The following is a 13091-nucleotide window of genomic DNA, read 5'->3' as shown; positions in this document are numbered from 1 at the left end:
ACCCGCCTGAAGAGGCGGGTTTTTTAACGGCTAACCGAAGATCACTCTTCGATGTTGCCCATGGCGGTGGTGTTGAAGCCGCCGTCTACGTACATGATTTCGCCGCTGATGCCGGACGCCAGGTCCGAGCACAGGAAGGCGCCGGCGTTGCCGACTTCTTCGATGGTGACGTTACGACGCAGCGGGGTTTGCGCTTCGTTGGCGGCCAGCATTTTGCGGAAGTTCTTGATGCCGGAAGCGGCGAGGGTGCGGATCGGGCCAGCCGATACGCAGTTGACGCGGGTGCCGTCCGGGCCCAGGGAGCCGGCCAGGTAACGTACGCCAGCTTCCAGGGAAGCCTTGGCCATGCCCATTACGTTGTAGTTCGGCATGGTGCGCTCGGCGCCCAGGTACGACAGGGTCAGCAGGCTGCCATTGCGGCCTTTCATCATTTCGCGACCAGCCTTGGCCAGGGCCACGAAGCTGTAGGCGCTGATGTCGTGAGCGATGCGGAAACCTTCACGGGTGGTGGCTTCGGTGAAGTCGCCGTCCAGTTGGTCGCCCGGGGCGAAGCCGACGGAGTGCACGATGCAGTCCAGGCCGTCCCACTTCTTGCTCAACTCTTCGAAGACCTTGGCGATTTCGGCATCGCTGGCCACGTCGCACGGGAAGCACAGCTCAGGGCTCGAACCCCAGCCCTGTGCGAATTCTTCGACACGACCCTTGAGTTTGTCGTTCTGATAAGTGAAGGCAAGCTCAGCGCCCTCGCGATGCATGGCGGCAGCGATGCCGGATGCGATGGACAGCTTGCTGGCGACACCGACGATCAGTACGCGCTTACCGGCGAGAAAACCCATGTGTTGCTCCTCTCTTTCAGGTTTATTGCGCAGTGGCTGGTGCCAGAAAAGCGGCTTCCAGCAACTGCTGTGTATACGGATGTTGGGGGGCGGCAAAGATACTTTGCGCGTCTCCCTGTTCGACCACTTGGCCATGCTTGACCACCATCAGCTGGTGGCTCAGCGCTTTGACGACAGCCAGGTCATGGCTGATAAACAGATACGTCAGGTTGTACTTGGTTTGCAGTGAACGTAGCAGCTCCACCACTTGGCGTTGCACGGTGCGGTCGAGGGCCGAAGTCGGCTCGTCCAGCAGAATCAACGCCGGTTTTAGCACTAAAGCCCGGGCAATGGCGATTCTCTGCCGCTGCCCACCGGAAAATTCATGGGGGTAGCGGTGCCGGGTTTCCGGGTCCAGGCCTACCTCCTTGAGTGCCGCAATAATCGCTTGTTCCTGCTCGGCCTCGGTGCCCATCTTGTGGATCCGCAGGCCTTCGCCGACGATCTGGCTCACGCACATCCGTGGGCTCAGGCTGCCGAAAGGGTCCTGGAACACCACCTGCATTTCCCGCCGCAGCGGCCGAACCTGTTGCTGCGTCAGGCAGTCTAGCTGCTTGCCTTCAAAACGGATTGCCCCTTTGCTGCCGATCAGCCGCAAAATCGCCAAACCGAGCGTCGACTTGCCGGAACCGCTTTCTCCCACAATCCCCAGAGTCTGTCCCTGGGGCAGGCTGAAATTGATGCCGTCCACCGCCTTGATGTGGTCGACGGTCTTTTTCAGAAAGCCTTTCTTTATCGGGAACCAGACTTTCAAGTCCTCGACCTGCAGCAATGGCGGGCCAATTACATTGGTCGCAGGCTTGCCGCTGGGCTCCGCTGCCAGCAGTTCCCGGGTGTACGGATGCTGCGGCGCGCGGAACAATTCTTCGCACGATGCCTGTTCGACGATGCAACCACGCTGCATGACACATACGCGATGCGCAATTCTTCGTACAAGGTTCAAATCGTGACTGATCAGTAACAGCGCCATGCCCAGGCGGGCCTGCAATTCCTTGAGCAATTCGAGGATTTTCAGCTGAACAGTCACGTCCAGAGCGGTGGTCGGTTCGTCGGCGATCAGCAGTTCCGGCTCGTTGGCCAGGGCCATGGCGATCATGACCCGCTGGCGCTGGCCACCGGACAATTCGTGGGGCAGGGCCTTGAGACGCTTCTCGGGTTCCGGGATGCCGACCATCTCCAGCAGCTCCAGCGTGCGCCTGGTCGCGACTTTGCCGGTCAGGCCCTTGTGGATGCCCAATACCTCGTTGATCTGCTTCTCGATCGAGTGCAGTGGGTTGAGCGAGGTCATCGGCTCTTGAAAGATCATCGCGATCCGGTTGCCGCGGATGTGGCGGATGGTTTTCTCTTTCAGCTCCAACAAGTTCCGGTCGGAATAGGTGATGGTGCCGGACGGATGCCGGGCCAGCGGATAGGGCAGCAGCCGCAGGATCGAGTGGGCAGTCACCGATTTGCCGGAGCCGCTTTCACCCACCAGCGCCAGGGTTTCGCCGCGCTTGATGTCGAAGCTGACGCCTTCGACCACCCGCTGAACGTGCTCGCCAACGACAAATTCGACGGCCAGGTCGCGCACTTCGATCAGATTGTCCTGATTCATTTCACTTCCTCGGGTCGAAGGCATCGCGAGCGGACTCGCCGATGAATACCAGCAAACTCAACATCAACGCCAGCACCGCAAACGCACTCATACCGAGCCACGGCGCTTGCAGGTTGGATTTGCCCTGGGCCACCAACTCACCCAGCGACGGGGCGCCCGGCGGCAAACCGAAGCCGAGGAAGTCGAGGGCGGTCAGCGTGCCGATGGCGCCGGTCAGGATGAACGGCATGAAGGTCATGGTCGAGACCATGGCGTTGGGCAAAATGTGGCGGAACATGATCGCACCATTCTGCATGCCCAGCGCCCGGGCCGCGCGCACGTATTCCAGATTCCGCCCGCGCAGGAACTCCGCGCGCACCACATCCACCAGGCTCATCCACGAAAACAGCAACATGATCCCCAGCAGCCACCAGAAGTTCGGCTGCACGAAACTGGCGAGGATGATCAGCAGGTACAGCACCGGCAGCCCGGACCAGATCTCCAGGAAACGCTGCCCGGCCAGGTCGACCCAGCCGCCATAAAAGCCCTGCAAGGCGCCGGCGATCACGCCGATGATCGAGCTGAGGATGGTCAGCGTCAAAGCGAACAGCACCGAAATCCGGAAACCGTAAATCACCCGGGCCAACACGTCGCGGCCCTGGTCATCGGTGCCCAGCAGGTTGTCGGCGGACGGCGGCGCGGGGGCCGGGACTTTCAGGTCGTAGTTGATGCTCTGGTAGCTGTAGGGGATCGGCGCCCACACCACCCAGGCGTCCTTGGCCTTGAGCAGTTCGCGGATGTACGGGCTCTTATAGTTGGCTTCCAGCGGGAATTCGCCGCCGAACGCGGTTTCCGGATAGCGCTTGAGCGCCGGGAAGTACCAGGCGTTGTCGTAATGCACCACCAGCGGTTTGTCGTTGGCGATCAGCTCGGCGCCGAGGCTTGCGCCGAACAGAATCAGAAACAGCCACAACGACCACCAACCTCGCTTGTTGGCCTTGAACAGCTCGAAACGTCGGCGATTGAGAGGGGACAGGTTCATCTCAATGCTCCCTGCTTTCGAAATCGATGCGCGGATCGACAAGGGTGTACGTGAGGTCGCCGATCAGCTTGAGCACCAGCCCCAGCAGCGTGAAGATGAACAGCGTGCCGAAGACGATCGGGTAGTCGCGGTTGATCGCTGCTTCGAAACTCATCAGGCCGAGGCCGTCGAGGGAGAAGATCACTTCCACCAGCAATGAGCCGGTGAAGAAGATCCCGATGAGCGCTGAAGGGAAACCAGCGATCACCAACAGCATCGCGTTGCGAAACACATGGCCGTAGAGCACGCGGTGACGGGTCAGGCCCTTGGCTTTGGCGGTGACCACGTATTGCTTGTTGATTTCGTCGAGGAAGCTGTTTTTGGTCAGCAGCGTCATGGTCGCGAAGTGGCCGATCACCAGTGCAGTGACCGGCAGAGCCAGGTGCCAGAAATAATCGAGGATCTTGCCGCCGGTGCTGAGCTCATCAAAGTTGTTCGAGGTCAGGCCCCGTAGCGGGAACCAGTCGAAATAGCTGCCGCCGGCGAACACCACAATCAGCAGGATGGCGAACAGGAACGCCGGGATCGCGTAACCGACGATGATCGCCGAACTGGTCCACACATCGAAGTGGCTGCCGTGTCGCGTCGCCTTGGCGATCCCCAGCGGGATCGACACCAGGTACATGATCAGCGTGCTCCACAGCCCGAGGGAGATCGACACCGGCATCTTTTCCTTGATCAGGTCGATGACCTTGGCGTCGCGGAAGAAGCTGTCGCCGAAATCCAGGGTGGCGTAGTTCTTGATCATGATCCACAAGCGTTCCGGCGCCGATTTGTCGAAGCCGTACATGTGCTCGATTTCCTTGACCAGCGCCGGGTCCAGGCCCTGGGCGCCGCGATAGGCGGAACCTGCCACCGACACTTCGGCTCCGCCGCCGGCAATGCGGCTGGTGGCGCCTTCGAAGCCTTCGAGTTTGGCGATCATCTGTTCCACCGGCCCACCGGGGGCGGCCTGGATGATCACGAAGTTGATCAGCAAAATGCCAAACAGGGTCGGGATGATCAGCAGCAGTCGCCGAAAAATATACGCCAGCATCTGATTACTCCGTGCCCGCAGGGTCGGCTTGCAGTTTTGTTTCGACTTCTATCGCAGGTGTCGCGTCGGGTTTGACCCACCAGGTATTGATGCCGATGTCATATTTGGGTGAAACCTTCGGGTGGCCGATGTGGTTCCAGTACGCCACGCGCCAGGTCTTGATGTGCCAGTTGGGGATCACGTAATAGCCCCATTGCAGCACCCGGTCCAGCGCCCGGGCGTGGGCCACCAGGCTTTTGCGCGAATCGGCGTTGATCAGTTGCTCGACCAGTTGGTCCACCACTGGGTCTTTAAGGCCCATGGAGTTGCGGCTGCCGGGTTTGTCGGCGGCGGCAGTCATCCAGAACTCGCGCTGTTCGTTACCCGGTGAGTTGGATTGCGGGAAACTGCCGACGATCATATCGAAGTCCCGGGAGCGTACGCGGTTGATGTACTGCGAGACGTCGACCCGACGGATCACCAGATCGATGCCCAGGTCGCTGAGGTTGCGCTTGAACGGCAGCAGCACCCGCTCGAACTCGGTCTGGGCCAGCAGGAACTCGATGGTCACCGGTTTGCCGGTGGCGTCGACCATCTTGTCGTCGACGATCCGCCAGCCGGCCTCTTGCAGCAGTTGATAGGCTTTGCGCTGCTGGGTGCGGATCATGCCGCTGGCGTCGGTCAGCGGGTTCTGGAACGCCTCGCTGAACACTTGCTCGGGAATCTTGCCGCGGAACGGGTCGAGAATCGCCAGTTGATCGGCGTCCGGCAGGCCAGTGGCGGCCATTTCCGAGTTTTCGAAGTAACTGCGGGTACGCACGTAGGCGCCGTTGAACAGTTGCTTGTTAGTCCACTCGAAGTCCAGCAACAGGGTCAGCGCCTGGCGCACGCGCACATCCTGGAACACCGGACGACGCAGGTTGAACACGAAGCCTTGCATGCCGGTGGGGTTGCCGTTGGGGATTTCTTCCTTGATCAGCCGCCCTTCGGTCACCGCCGGAATGTTGTAGGCCTTGGCCCAGTTTTTCGCGGATATTTCCAGCCAGTAGTCGAACTGACCGGCCTTGAGTGCTTCCAGTGCGACGGTGTTGTCGCGGTAATAGTCAGTGGTCATCACATCGAAGTTGTAGAACCCGCGATTGACCGGCAGGTCCTTGCCCCAGTAATCCTTGGCTCGTTCATAGCGCACCGAACGCCCGGCCTTCACTTCGCTGACTTTGTACGGGCCGCTGCCCAGCGGCAGTTCCAGGTTGCCCTTGTTGAAGTCGCGGGTGGCCCACCAATGCTTGGGCAATACCGGCAATTGGCCGAGGATCAGCGGCAGTTCGCGGTTGTTGGTGTGCTTGAACTTGAACAGCACGGTGAGCGGGTCTTCGGCGATCGCTTCTTCCACGTCGCTGTAATAGCCGCGGTAGAGCGGGGCGCCGTCCTTGATCAGGGTCTGGAAGCTGAACACCACGTCTTCGGCGCGCACCGGGTGGCCGTCGTGAAAACGAGCTTCGGGACGCAGGTAGAAGCGCACCCAGCTGTTGTCCGGGGCTTTCTCGATTTTGCCGGCGATCAGGCCGTATTCAGTGAAGGGTTCATCCAGACCCTGTTTGGCCAGGGTGTCGTAGATCATGCTGATGTCGTCGGCCGGCACGCCTTTGCTGATGAACGGATTGAGGCTGTCGAAGCCACCGAACCCGGCCTGACGGAAGATCCCGCCCTTCGGCGCGTCGGGGTTCACGTAATCGAAGTGCTTGAAGTCGGCCGGGTATTTCGGCGGCTCGTTGTACAGGGTCAAGGCGTGTTGCGGGGCGGCGCAGGCCAGCCCGGCGAACAACAGACCGCTGGCCTGCAAGAGCAGGGCGCGTAAGGGAGTCATTGATCTTTCTCCGAAGATTTCAGCCACCAAGCGCTCAGGCCCAGGGTGTAGGGCGGCGTGGTGACGAAGGCGAACCGGTTGCGGTAGGCCAAGCGGTGATAATTGAGGTACCAGTTGGGAATGATGTAGTGCTGCCATAGCAGCACCCGGTCGAGCGCCTTGCCGGCGGCGACTTGTTCATCCCGTGTCTGGGCGCCGAGCAGTTGTTCGAGCAAATGGTCGACCACCGGGTCGGCGATGCCTGCGTAGTTCTTGCTGCCCTTGATCCCGACCTGGCTGGAGTGGAAGTACTGCCATTGTTCCAGGCCCGGGCTGAGGGTCTGGTTGAGGGTCATCAGGATCATGTCGAAATCGAATTGATCTAGGCGCTGTTTGTACTGGGCGCGATCGACCGTGCGCAGCCGTGCGTCGATACCGATGCTGGCGAGGTTCTCGACGTAGGGCTGAAGGATCCGCTCCAGGTTCGGGTTGACCAGCAGGATCTCGAAGCGTAGCGGTTGGCCGATGCTGTTCTGCAGCCGCTGGCCATTGAGCTTCCAGCCGGCTTCGGCGAGCAGGCCCAAGGCCTTGCGCATGGTTTCGCGCGGAATGCCGCGGCCTTCGGTCTGCGGCAGGCTGAACGGCTCGGTGAGCAGCTTGGCGGGCAACTGATCGCGATAGGGCTTGAGCAACAGCCACTCGTGGCCGACCGGCAGTCCCGTGGCAGAGAACTCGCTGTTGGGGTAGTAACTCATGGCGCGTGTGTAGGCGCCGCTGAACAGCGTGCGGTTGGTCCACTCGAAATCGAACATCAGTCCCAGCGCTTCACGGACCTTGATCTGGGCGAAGGTCGACCGCCGAGTGTTCATGAACAGGCCCTGGCTCTGGGTCGGGATCTGGTGCGGGATCTGCGCCTTGATCACCTCGCCACGGCGCACGGCCGGGAAGTCGTAGCCGTTGTCCCAGTTTTTCGCCTGATGCTCGATGTAGATGTCGAACTCGCCGGCCTTGAACGCTTCGAAGGCCACGTCGCTGTCACGGTAGAACTCGACTTCCATGCGATCGACGTTGTATTTGCCGCGATTGACCGGCAGGTCCTTGCCCCAGTAATCCTTGACCCGTTCGAAGACGATCTGCCGCCCGGGGGTTACCGAAGTGATGCGATACGGCCCACTGCCCAATGGCGGCTCGAAGGTGGTGGCCTTGAAGTCGCGATCTTTCCAGTAATGCTGGGGCAACACCGGCAACTCGCCCAAGCGCAGGATCAGCAACGGATTACCGGAGCGCTTGAAGACGAAGCGAATGCGCTGCGGGTTGAGGATGTCGACCCGCGACACTTCCTGCAGGTTGGTGCGGTATTGCGGATGACCTTCCTTGAGCAGCAGACGGTAAGAAAACGCGACATCGTAAGCGGTGATCGGCGTGCCATCGTGGAAGCGCGCTTCGGGGCGCAGGTTGAACACCACCCAGCTGCGGTCTTCGCTGTATTCCACCGATTGGGCGATCAGGCCATAACTGGACGTCGGCTCATCGCCCGACGGCGCGTACTGGCCGGTGCCGACCATCAGCGGTTCGTTGAGTTCGTTGATGCCGTATTGCAGGAAGTTGGGCGTGGAAACCGGGCTCGAACCTTTGAAGGTGTAAGGGTTGAGCGTATCGAAGGTGCCAAACGCCATCACCCGCAACGTACCGCCCTTGGGCGCTTGCGGGTTGACCCAGTCGAAGTGGGTAAATCTGGCCGGGTACTTGAGCGTGCCGAACTGCGCATAACCGTGGCTTTCGCTGATCGTCGCGCTTGCGGGGGAGCTCAAGGCCAGGCTGATCAGGAGCAGGAGGAGGGGACGCTTCAAGTCAGAGATCCGATCCAGGCGGCTTGGGCTTTGTGGGCCGTACAGTAACAGCTTGTATCGACAGGAAAAAGACGGGGGCTTAATGCATTGTTAACCGCTGCCTCGATAGCCCTGCGGATCGCAGAACCTGTGGCGAGGGAGCTTGCTCCCGCTGGGTTGCGAAGCAGCCCCAAAACCTGAAATCCGGTAACTTCTGACACGCCGCGTACTTGGGTTTACGACTGCTTCGCAGCCGAGCGGGAGCAAGCTCCCTCGCCACAAAAGCCCCTAGGCAGGGCGTGCTGATTAATGCGGGGAAGAAACCGTCAGCATCTGACCCGGTTTCAGCGCCTGGCCTACCCGAGGGTTCCAGCGCTTGAGGTGTTGCATTTCGACATTGAAACGTTTGGCAACCATGTACAACGAGTCACCTTGCTGGACCTTGTACTGGGTCTGCGGCTTCTGTTTGTCTGACTTGCCGCTGGTTTTGCTGTTCGCCGCCACGACAGTGTTGATGCGACCGCCGCTGCGCTTGGTGGTGTCCTGCATCACAAGGGTCTGGCCGACCTTGAGGTTCTTGCCGTTCAGCTTGTTCCAGCGTTGCAGGTCCTTGACGTCAACCTTGTTGGCCCTGGCAATGGAGGCCAGATTTTCTCCGCGCTTGACCCGGTAGGCGCGCTTGATGCTGGCGATTTCGCTGTCGTCGGCACCTTCGAACACCGGCTTGAGCGGCCGCTGGCTGATCAGCTCTTCAGGACGCATGGTCGACAGGCTGGCAGTCAGCAGTTGCGCCTTGGACGTCGGCACCAGCAGATGCTGGGGACCGTCGATGGTAGTGCGTTGCTTGAAGGCCGGGTTGAGCTGGAACAGCTCGTCTTCGTCGATGTTGGCCACCGCGGCAACCTTGGACAGGTCCATGCGCTGGTTGATTTCGACGACCTGGAAGTACGGTTCGTTGGCGATCGACTTGAGGTTCACGCCATAGGCATCGGGCGCCAACACCACTTGCGACAGAGCCAGCAGCTTCGGCACATAGGCCTGGGTTTCCGCTGGCAGCGGCAGGTTCCAATAGTCGGTTGGAAGACCGAGTTTCTCGTTGCGCTCGATGGCCCGGCTGACCGTGCCTTCGCCGGCGTTGTAGGCCGCCAGGGCCAATAGCCAGTCACCGTTGAACATGTCGTGCAGGCGGGTCAGGTAATCCATGGCCGCGGTGGTCGAGGCGGTGATATCGCGACGGCCATCATAGAAACGGGTTTGACGCAGGTTGAAGTAACGCCCGGTGGAAGGAATGAATTGCCAAAGGCCCACCGCGTCGGCCCGGGAATAGGCCATCGGGTTGTAGGCGCTTTCAATCACTGGCAACAGCGCCAGTTCCAGCGGCATGTTGCGCTCTTCAAGGCGTTCGACGATGTAGTGAATATAGAGGCTGCCGCGTTCGCCGGCGTTTTCGAGGAAGGACGGGTTGCTGGCGAACCACAGGCGCTGCTGCTCGATGCGCGGGTTGACGCCCAGGTTGTCCTGCAACTGGAAGCCCTGGCGCATGCGCTCCCAGACGTCCTGGGGAACTTGCGGTGTTGGTTTTTCGCTGAGCCAGATTGGTTTTTGCTTGGCTCGCGCTGCGATATTCGGTGTGTGTGTCGCTTCGGTCTGCGGCACATGGCTTGAACAGCCCGCCAAAGTGGCGGACACAGCCACCGCGATGGCTTGAGCCAAGCGGGTCAATGCGTCTGAATTGGTGGCTTTACGAATAGGTGACGACATTGGCTGGAAGTAAGTTCCGGGCGAAAATGTCGGGCGATTCTAGAAAGCACACCCCCTGCGGTCAACCATTCAGAATTTTTGTACCATTGCGCAGGCAGCTTAGAACGTATCTTTCCAAGCCCGCAATGCAGCAAAGACCGCACTCGGAGCCCGGTTTTCGGTTCCATTCCGTTCGTCCACTTTTTCTTTAACGGATGTTTCGCCGGTACGCAAAAACGGATTGGTGAGCTTTTCCAGCGCCAGGGTCGAAGGCAGCGTCATGATTCCGGCTTCCCGTTGACGGGTGACTTTGGCCAGTCGTTCGAGGGTGTCGGGATTGCCCGGTTCGACCGCCACGGCAAACTTCAGATTGCTCAGGGTGTACTCGTGGGTGCAGTAGACCAGCGTGTCTTCGGGAAGCGCCGCGAGGCGGCTCAGCGAGTGATGCATTTGCTCGGGCGTGCCTTCGAACAAGCGTCCGCAACCGGCAGCGAACAGGGTGTCGCCGCAAAACAGATGACCACGGTGGTAATAGGCGATATGCCCGAGGGTATGGCCCGGTACTGTGATGACATCGAAATCCCAGCCCAGCACGTTGATCCGGTCGCTGTCCTTGAGGGCCACGTCCCGTGCCGGGATGGTCTCGCTGGCCGGGCCATGGACGGTTGCGTCTGTCGCTTTTTTCAGCCGCTCGACGCCGCCGACATGGTCATGATGGTGATGAGTGATCAGAATATCGCTTAGCACCCAACCCGGGTGCGCCGCGAGCCACGCCTCTACGGGCGCGGCATCGCCCGGATCGACTACGGCGCAGCGCTGGGTGCTGTGGTCTTGTAACAACCAGATGTAGTTGTCGGTGAAGGCGGGCAGGGCACTGATCTGTATCATCGTCGGATTCGCCAAGCGGAAAACATTGGCGCATCTTAGAGCTTCCTGGCGCGTTGGAGAATGCAATGACCGATAAAGCGTTCGCTCAGGCTGATCCTGACTGGCTGGCATTGATCAGCGCGGCCCGTGACTGGCTGTCCGGTCCCATCGGGCAATTTTTGCTGGACGAAGAACGACGCATGCTCGAAGACGAGTTGGGGCGTTTCTTCGGCGGCTATCTGGTGCATTACGGCCCCTCGGCACAGACGCCACCGGCGGCGCCGCAGGTGCAGCGCAATGTGCGACTCGGCGCGCCGTTGCCGGGGGTCGAGATCGTCTGCGAAGAGCAGGCCTGGCCCTTGAGCGAGCATGCCGCCGATGTGGTGGTGTTGCAGCATGGGCTGGATTTCTGCCTGTCGCCACACGGCTTGTTGCGCGAAGCGGCGAGCAGTGTGCGCCCTGGCGGGCATCTGCTGATTATCGGGATCAACCCCTGGAGCAGTTGGGGCCTGCGTCATGTGTTCGCCCATGACGCCTTGCGCAAGGCGCGCTGCATTTCGCCGTCGCGGGTCAGCGACTGGCTGAACCTGCTGGGCTTCGCGCTGGAGAAACGCCGCTTCGGGTGCTATCGTCCGCCGCTTGCGTCACCTGCCTGGCAAGCTCGTCTGGCCGGTTGGGAGCGCAAGGCCGGTGACTGGCAATTGTCGGGTGGCGGCTTCTATTTATTAGTCGCGCGCAAGATCGTGGTGGGGCTGCGGCCGGTGCGCCAGGTACGGCGCGAGCCGATGGGCAAGCTGATTCCGTTGCCGATGGCCAAGGTCAATCGTCGTCACATCGAACCGTAATACACTTTTTTATATTCCCGGCCGGGTATGCCCCGGCCTCGGGCATCGTCGGTCACCGATCGGCGAGCCAGCGCATTTTCTGGATAGATTGGCATGAGCGATAGCGTAGAACTCTTCACCGATGGCGCCTGCAAGGGCAACCCTGGCCCAGGCGGCTGGGGCGCGTTGCTGGTGTGCAAGGGCGTTGAAAAAGAACTCTGGGGCGGCGAAGCCAACACCACCAACAACCGCATGGAGCTGATGGGGGCGATCCGTGGCCTGGAAGAGCTCAAGCGTTCTTGCGACGTGCTGCTGGTGACCGACTCCCAGTACGTGATGAAAGGCATCAACGAGTGGATGGCCAACTGGAAGAAACGCGGCTGGAAAACCGCCGCGAAGGAACCAGTGAAAAACGCCGACCTGTGGAAACTGCTCGACGAGCAGGTCAACCGCCACAACGTCACCTGGAAATGGGTGCGCGGGCACATCGGCCATCATGGCAACGAACGGGCCGACCAACTGGCCAACCGTGGCGTGGATGAAGTGCGCGGGTACAAGCAGGCTTGATTCCGGCGTAACACGGTCTATCTGAAAGACCCCCGCGAGCGTGTTAACATCGCCGCTTTTGCACGATTGACCCGTTGAGAGCTGAGCACTGATGGCCACCAGATCCGTTGTACTCGATACCGAAACCACCGGCATGCCGGTGACCGACGGCCACCGGATTATCGAAATCGGTTGTGTCGAGTTGATCGGTCGGCGGCTGACCGGCCGGCATTTCCACGTTTACCTGCAACCGGATCGCGAGAGTGACGAAGGCGCCATCGGCGTCCACGGCATCACTAACGAATTTCTGGTGGGCAAGCCGCGTTTCACTGAAGTGGCCGATGAATTTTTCGAGTTCATCAAGGGCGCACAGCTGATCATCCATAACGCGGCGTTCGACGTTGGCTTCATCAACAACGAATTTGCCCTGATGGGCCAGCACGATCGCGCGGACATCACACAACACTGCACGATCCTCGACACCCTGATAATGGCCCGGGAACGTCACCCGGGGCAGCGCAACAGCCTCGACGCCTTGTGCAAACGCTATGGCGTCGACAACTCCGGCCGTGAACTGCACGGCGCCTTGCTCGACTCCGAGATTCTCGCCGACGTTTACCTGACCATGACCGGCGGCCAGACCAGCCTGTCGCTGGCCGGTAACGCGTCCGATGGCAACGGTTCGGGCGAAGGCGCCGATAATTCCGCCACGGAAATCCGTCGTCTGCCGGCCGATCGCCAGCCGACCCGGATCATCCGCGCCAGTGAAGAGGATCTGGCCCAACACGTTGCGCGCCTGGAAGCCATCGCCAAATCCGCCGGCGCGCCGTCGCTGTGGCAGCAATTGGCCGAGGCCAAGGCCCAGGCCTGAGTCCCTTCGAGCGGAAGGTTTTTT

At 60.6% G+C, this 13091-nt stretch carries 11 protein-coding genes; 3 read left to right on the top strand and 8 right to left on the bottom strand.

What is annotated here, in order from left to right:
• Positions 1 to 41 precede the first annotated feature (41 nt).
• From fabI to gloB, 8 genes are all read right to left on the bottom strand, one after another.
• Entirely contained in the window at positions 42 to 836 is a 795-nt protein-coding gene (gene fabI / locus PGR6_RS15850) for an enoyl-ACP reductase FabI (protein WP_007937760.1), read from the bottom strand.
• Positions 837 to 858: 22 nt separating this feature from the next.
• Positions 859 to 2469: an ABC transporter ATP-binding protein gene (locus PGR6_RS15845; RefSeq protein ID WP_018929627.1), complete on the bottom strand. Its 1611-nt coding sequence runs from the start codon at positions 2467 to 2469 to the stop codon at positions 859 to 861.
• 1 nt (position 2470) lies between these two features.
• The gene (locus PGR6_RS15840) at positions 2471 to 3490 is read right to left on the bottom strand and encodes an ABC transporter permease (RefSeq protein ID WP_007906755.1); all 1020 of its coding nucleotides are present in this window, start codon (positions 3488 to 3490) and stop codon (positions 2471 to 2473) included.
• Position 3491: 1 nt separating this feature from the next.
• The gene (locus PGR6_RS15835; RefSeq protein WP_018929626.1) at positions 3492 to 4565 is read right to left on the bottom strand and encodes a microcin C ABC transporter permease YejB; all 1074 of its coding nucleotides are present in this window, start codon (positions 4563 to 4565) and stop codon (positions 3492 to 3494) included.
• A 4-nt stretch (positions 4566 to 4569) separates the two neighbouring features.
• Entirely contained in the window at positions 4570 to 6411 is a 1842-nt protein-coding gene (locus tag PGR6_RS15830) for an extracellular solute-binding protein (protein ID WP_064618224.1), read from the bottom strand.
• Positions 6408 to 8240, bottom strand: a complete 1833-nt coding sequence (locus tag PGR6_RS15825; RefSeq protein WP_064618223.1) for an extracellular solute-binding protein — start codon at positions 8238 to 8240, stop codon at positions 6408 to 6410. Before PGR6_RS15825 ends, PGR6_RS15830 begins: the two co-directional genes overlap by 4 nt.
• 285 nt (positions 8241 to 8525) lie before the next feature.
• Positions 8526 to 9980: a transglycosylase SLT domain-containing protein gene (locus PGR6_RS15820; protein WP_019579327.1), complete on the bottom strand. Its 1455-nt coding sequence runs from the start codon at positions 9978 to 9980 to the stop codon at positions 8526 to 8528.
• Positions 9981 to 10079: 99 nt separating this feature from the next.
• Positions 10080 to 10847: a hydroxyacylglutathione hydrolase gene (gene gloB, locus PGR6_RS15815; protein WP_018929622.1), complete on the bottom strand. Its 768-nt coding sequence runs from the start codon at positions 10845 to 10847 to the stop codon at positions 10080 to 10082.
• Positions 10848 to 10912: 65 nt separating this feature from the next.
• Between gloB and PGR6_RS15810 the strand changes: the two genes are divergently transcribed.
• The 3 genes from PGR6_RS15810 (at position 10913) to dnaQ (ending at position 13067) form a co-directional block, all read left to right on the top strand.
• Entirely contained in the window at positions 10913 to 11671 is a 759-nt protein-coding gene (locus PGR6_RS15810) for a methyltransferase domain-containing protein (RefSeq protein ID WP_018929621.1), read from the top strand.
• Positions 11672 to 11764: 93 nt separating this feature from the next.
• Positions 11765 to 12217, top strand: a complete 453-nt coding sequence (gene rnhA / locus PGR6_RS15805) for a ribonuclease HI (RefSeq protein WP_003180633.1) — start codon at positions 11765 to 11767, stop codon at positions 12215 to 12217.
• Positions 12218 to 12308: 91 nt separating this feature from the next.
• The gene (dnaQ, locus tag PGR6_RS15800; protein WP_007937771.1) at positions 12309 to 13067 is read left to right on the top strand and encodes a DNA polymerase III subunit epsilon; all 759 of its coding nucleotides are present in this window, start codon (positions 12309 to 12311) and stop codon (positions 13065 to 13067) included.
• The last annotated feature ends 24 nt before the right edge of the window (positions 13068 to 13091 follow it).

This window comes from Pseudomonas sp. GR 6-02 (assembly GCF_001655615.1).
Lineage (GTDB): Bacteria > Pseudomonadota > Gammaproteobacteria > Pseudomonadales > Pseudomonadaceae > Aquipseudomonas.
Note: the sequence above shows the minus strand (reverse complement) of the source record. Positions and strands in the feature narration are given on the sequence as shown.

Excerpts from the sequence above, each read along its gene's own strand:
- fabI (WP_007937760.1), bottom strand. The coding sequence starts at position 836 with ATGGGTTTTCTCGCCGGTAAGCGCGTACTGATCGTCGGTGTCGCCAGC.
- PGR6_RS15845 (WP_018929627.1), bottom strand. The coding sequence starts at position 2,469 with ATGAATCAGGACAATCTGATCGAAGTGCGCGACCTGGCCGTCGAATTT.
- PGR6_RS15840 (WP_007906755.1), bottom strand. The coding sequence starts at position 3,490 with ATGAACCTGTCCCCTCTCAATCGCCGACGTTTCGAGCTGTTCAAGGCC.
- PGR6_RS15835 (WP_018929626.1), bottom strand. The coding sequence starts at position 4,565 with ATGCTGGCGTATATTTTTCGGCGACTGCTGCTGATCATCCCGACCCTG.
- PGR6_RS15830 (WP_064618224.1), bottom strand. The coding sequence starts at position 6,411 with ATGACTCCCTTACGCGCCCTGCTCTTGCAGGCCAGCGGTCTGTTGTTC.
- PGR6_RS15820 (WP_019579327.1), bottom strand. The coding sequence starts at position 9,980 with ATGTCGTCACCTATTCGTAAAGCCACCAATTCAGACGCATTGACCCGC.
- gloB (WP_018929622.1), bottom strand. The coding sequence starts at position 10,847 with ATGATACAGATCAGTGCCCTGCCCGCCTTCACCGACAACTACATCTGG.
- PGR6_RS15810 (WP_018929621.1), top strand. The coding sequence starts at position 10,913 with ATGACCGATAAAGCGTTCGCTCAGGCTGATCCTGACTGGCTGGCATTG.
- rnhA (WP_003180633.1), top strand. The coding sequence starts at position 11,765 with ATGAGCGATAGCGTAGAACTCTTCACCGATGGCGCCTGCAAGGGCAAC.
- dnaQ (WP_007937771.1), top strand. The coding sequence starts at position 12,309 with ATGGCCACCAGATCCGTTGTACTCGATACCGAAACCACCGGCATGCCG.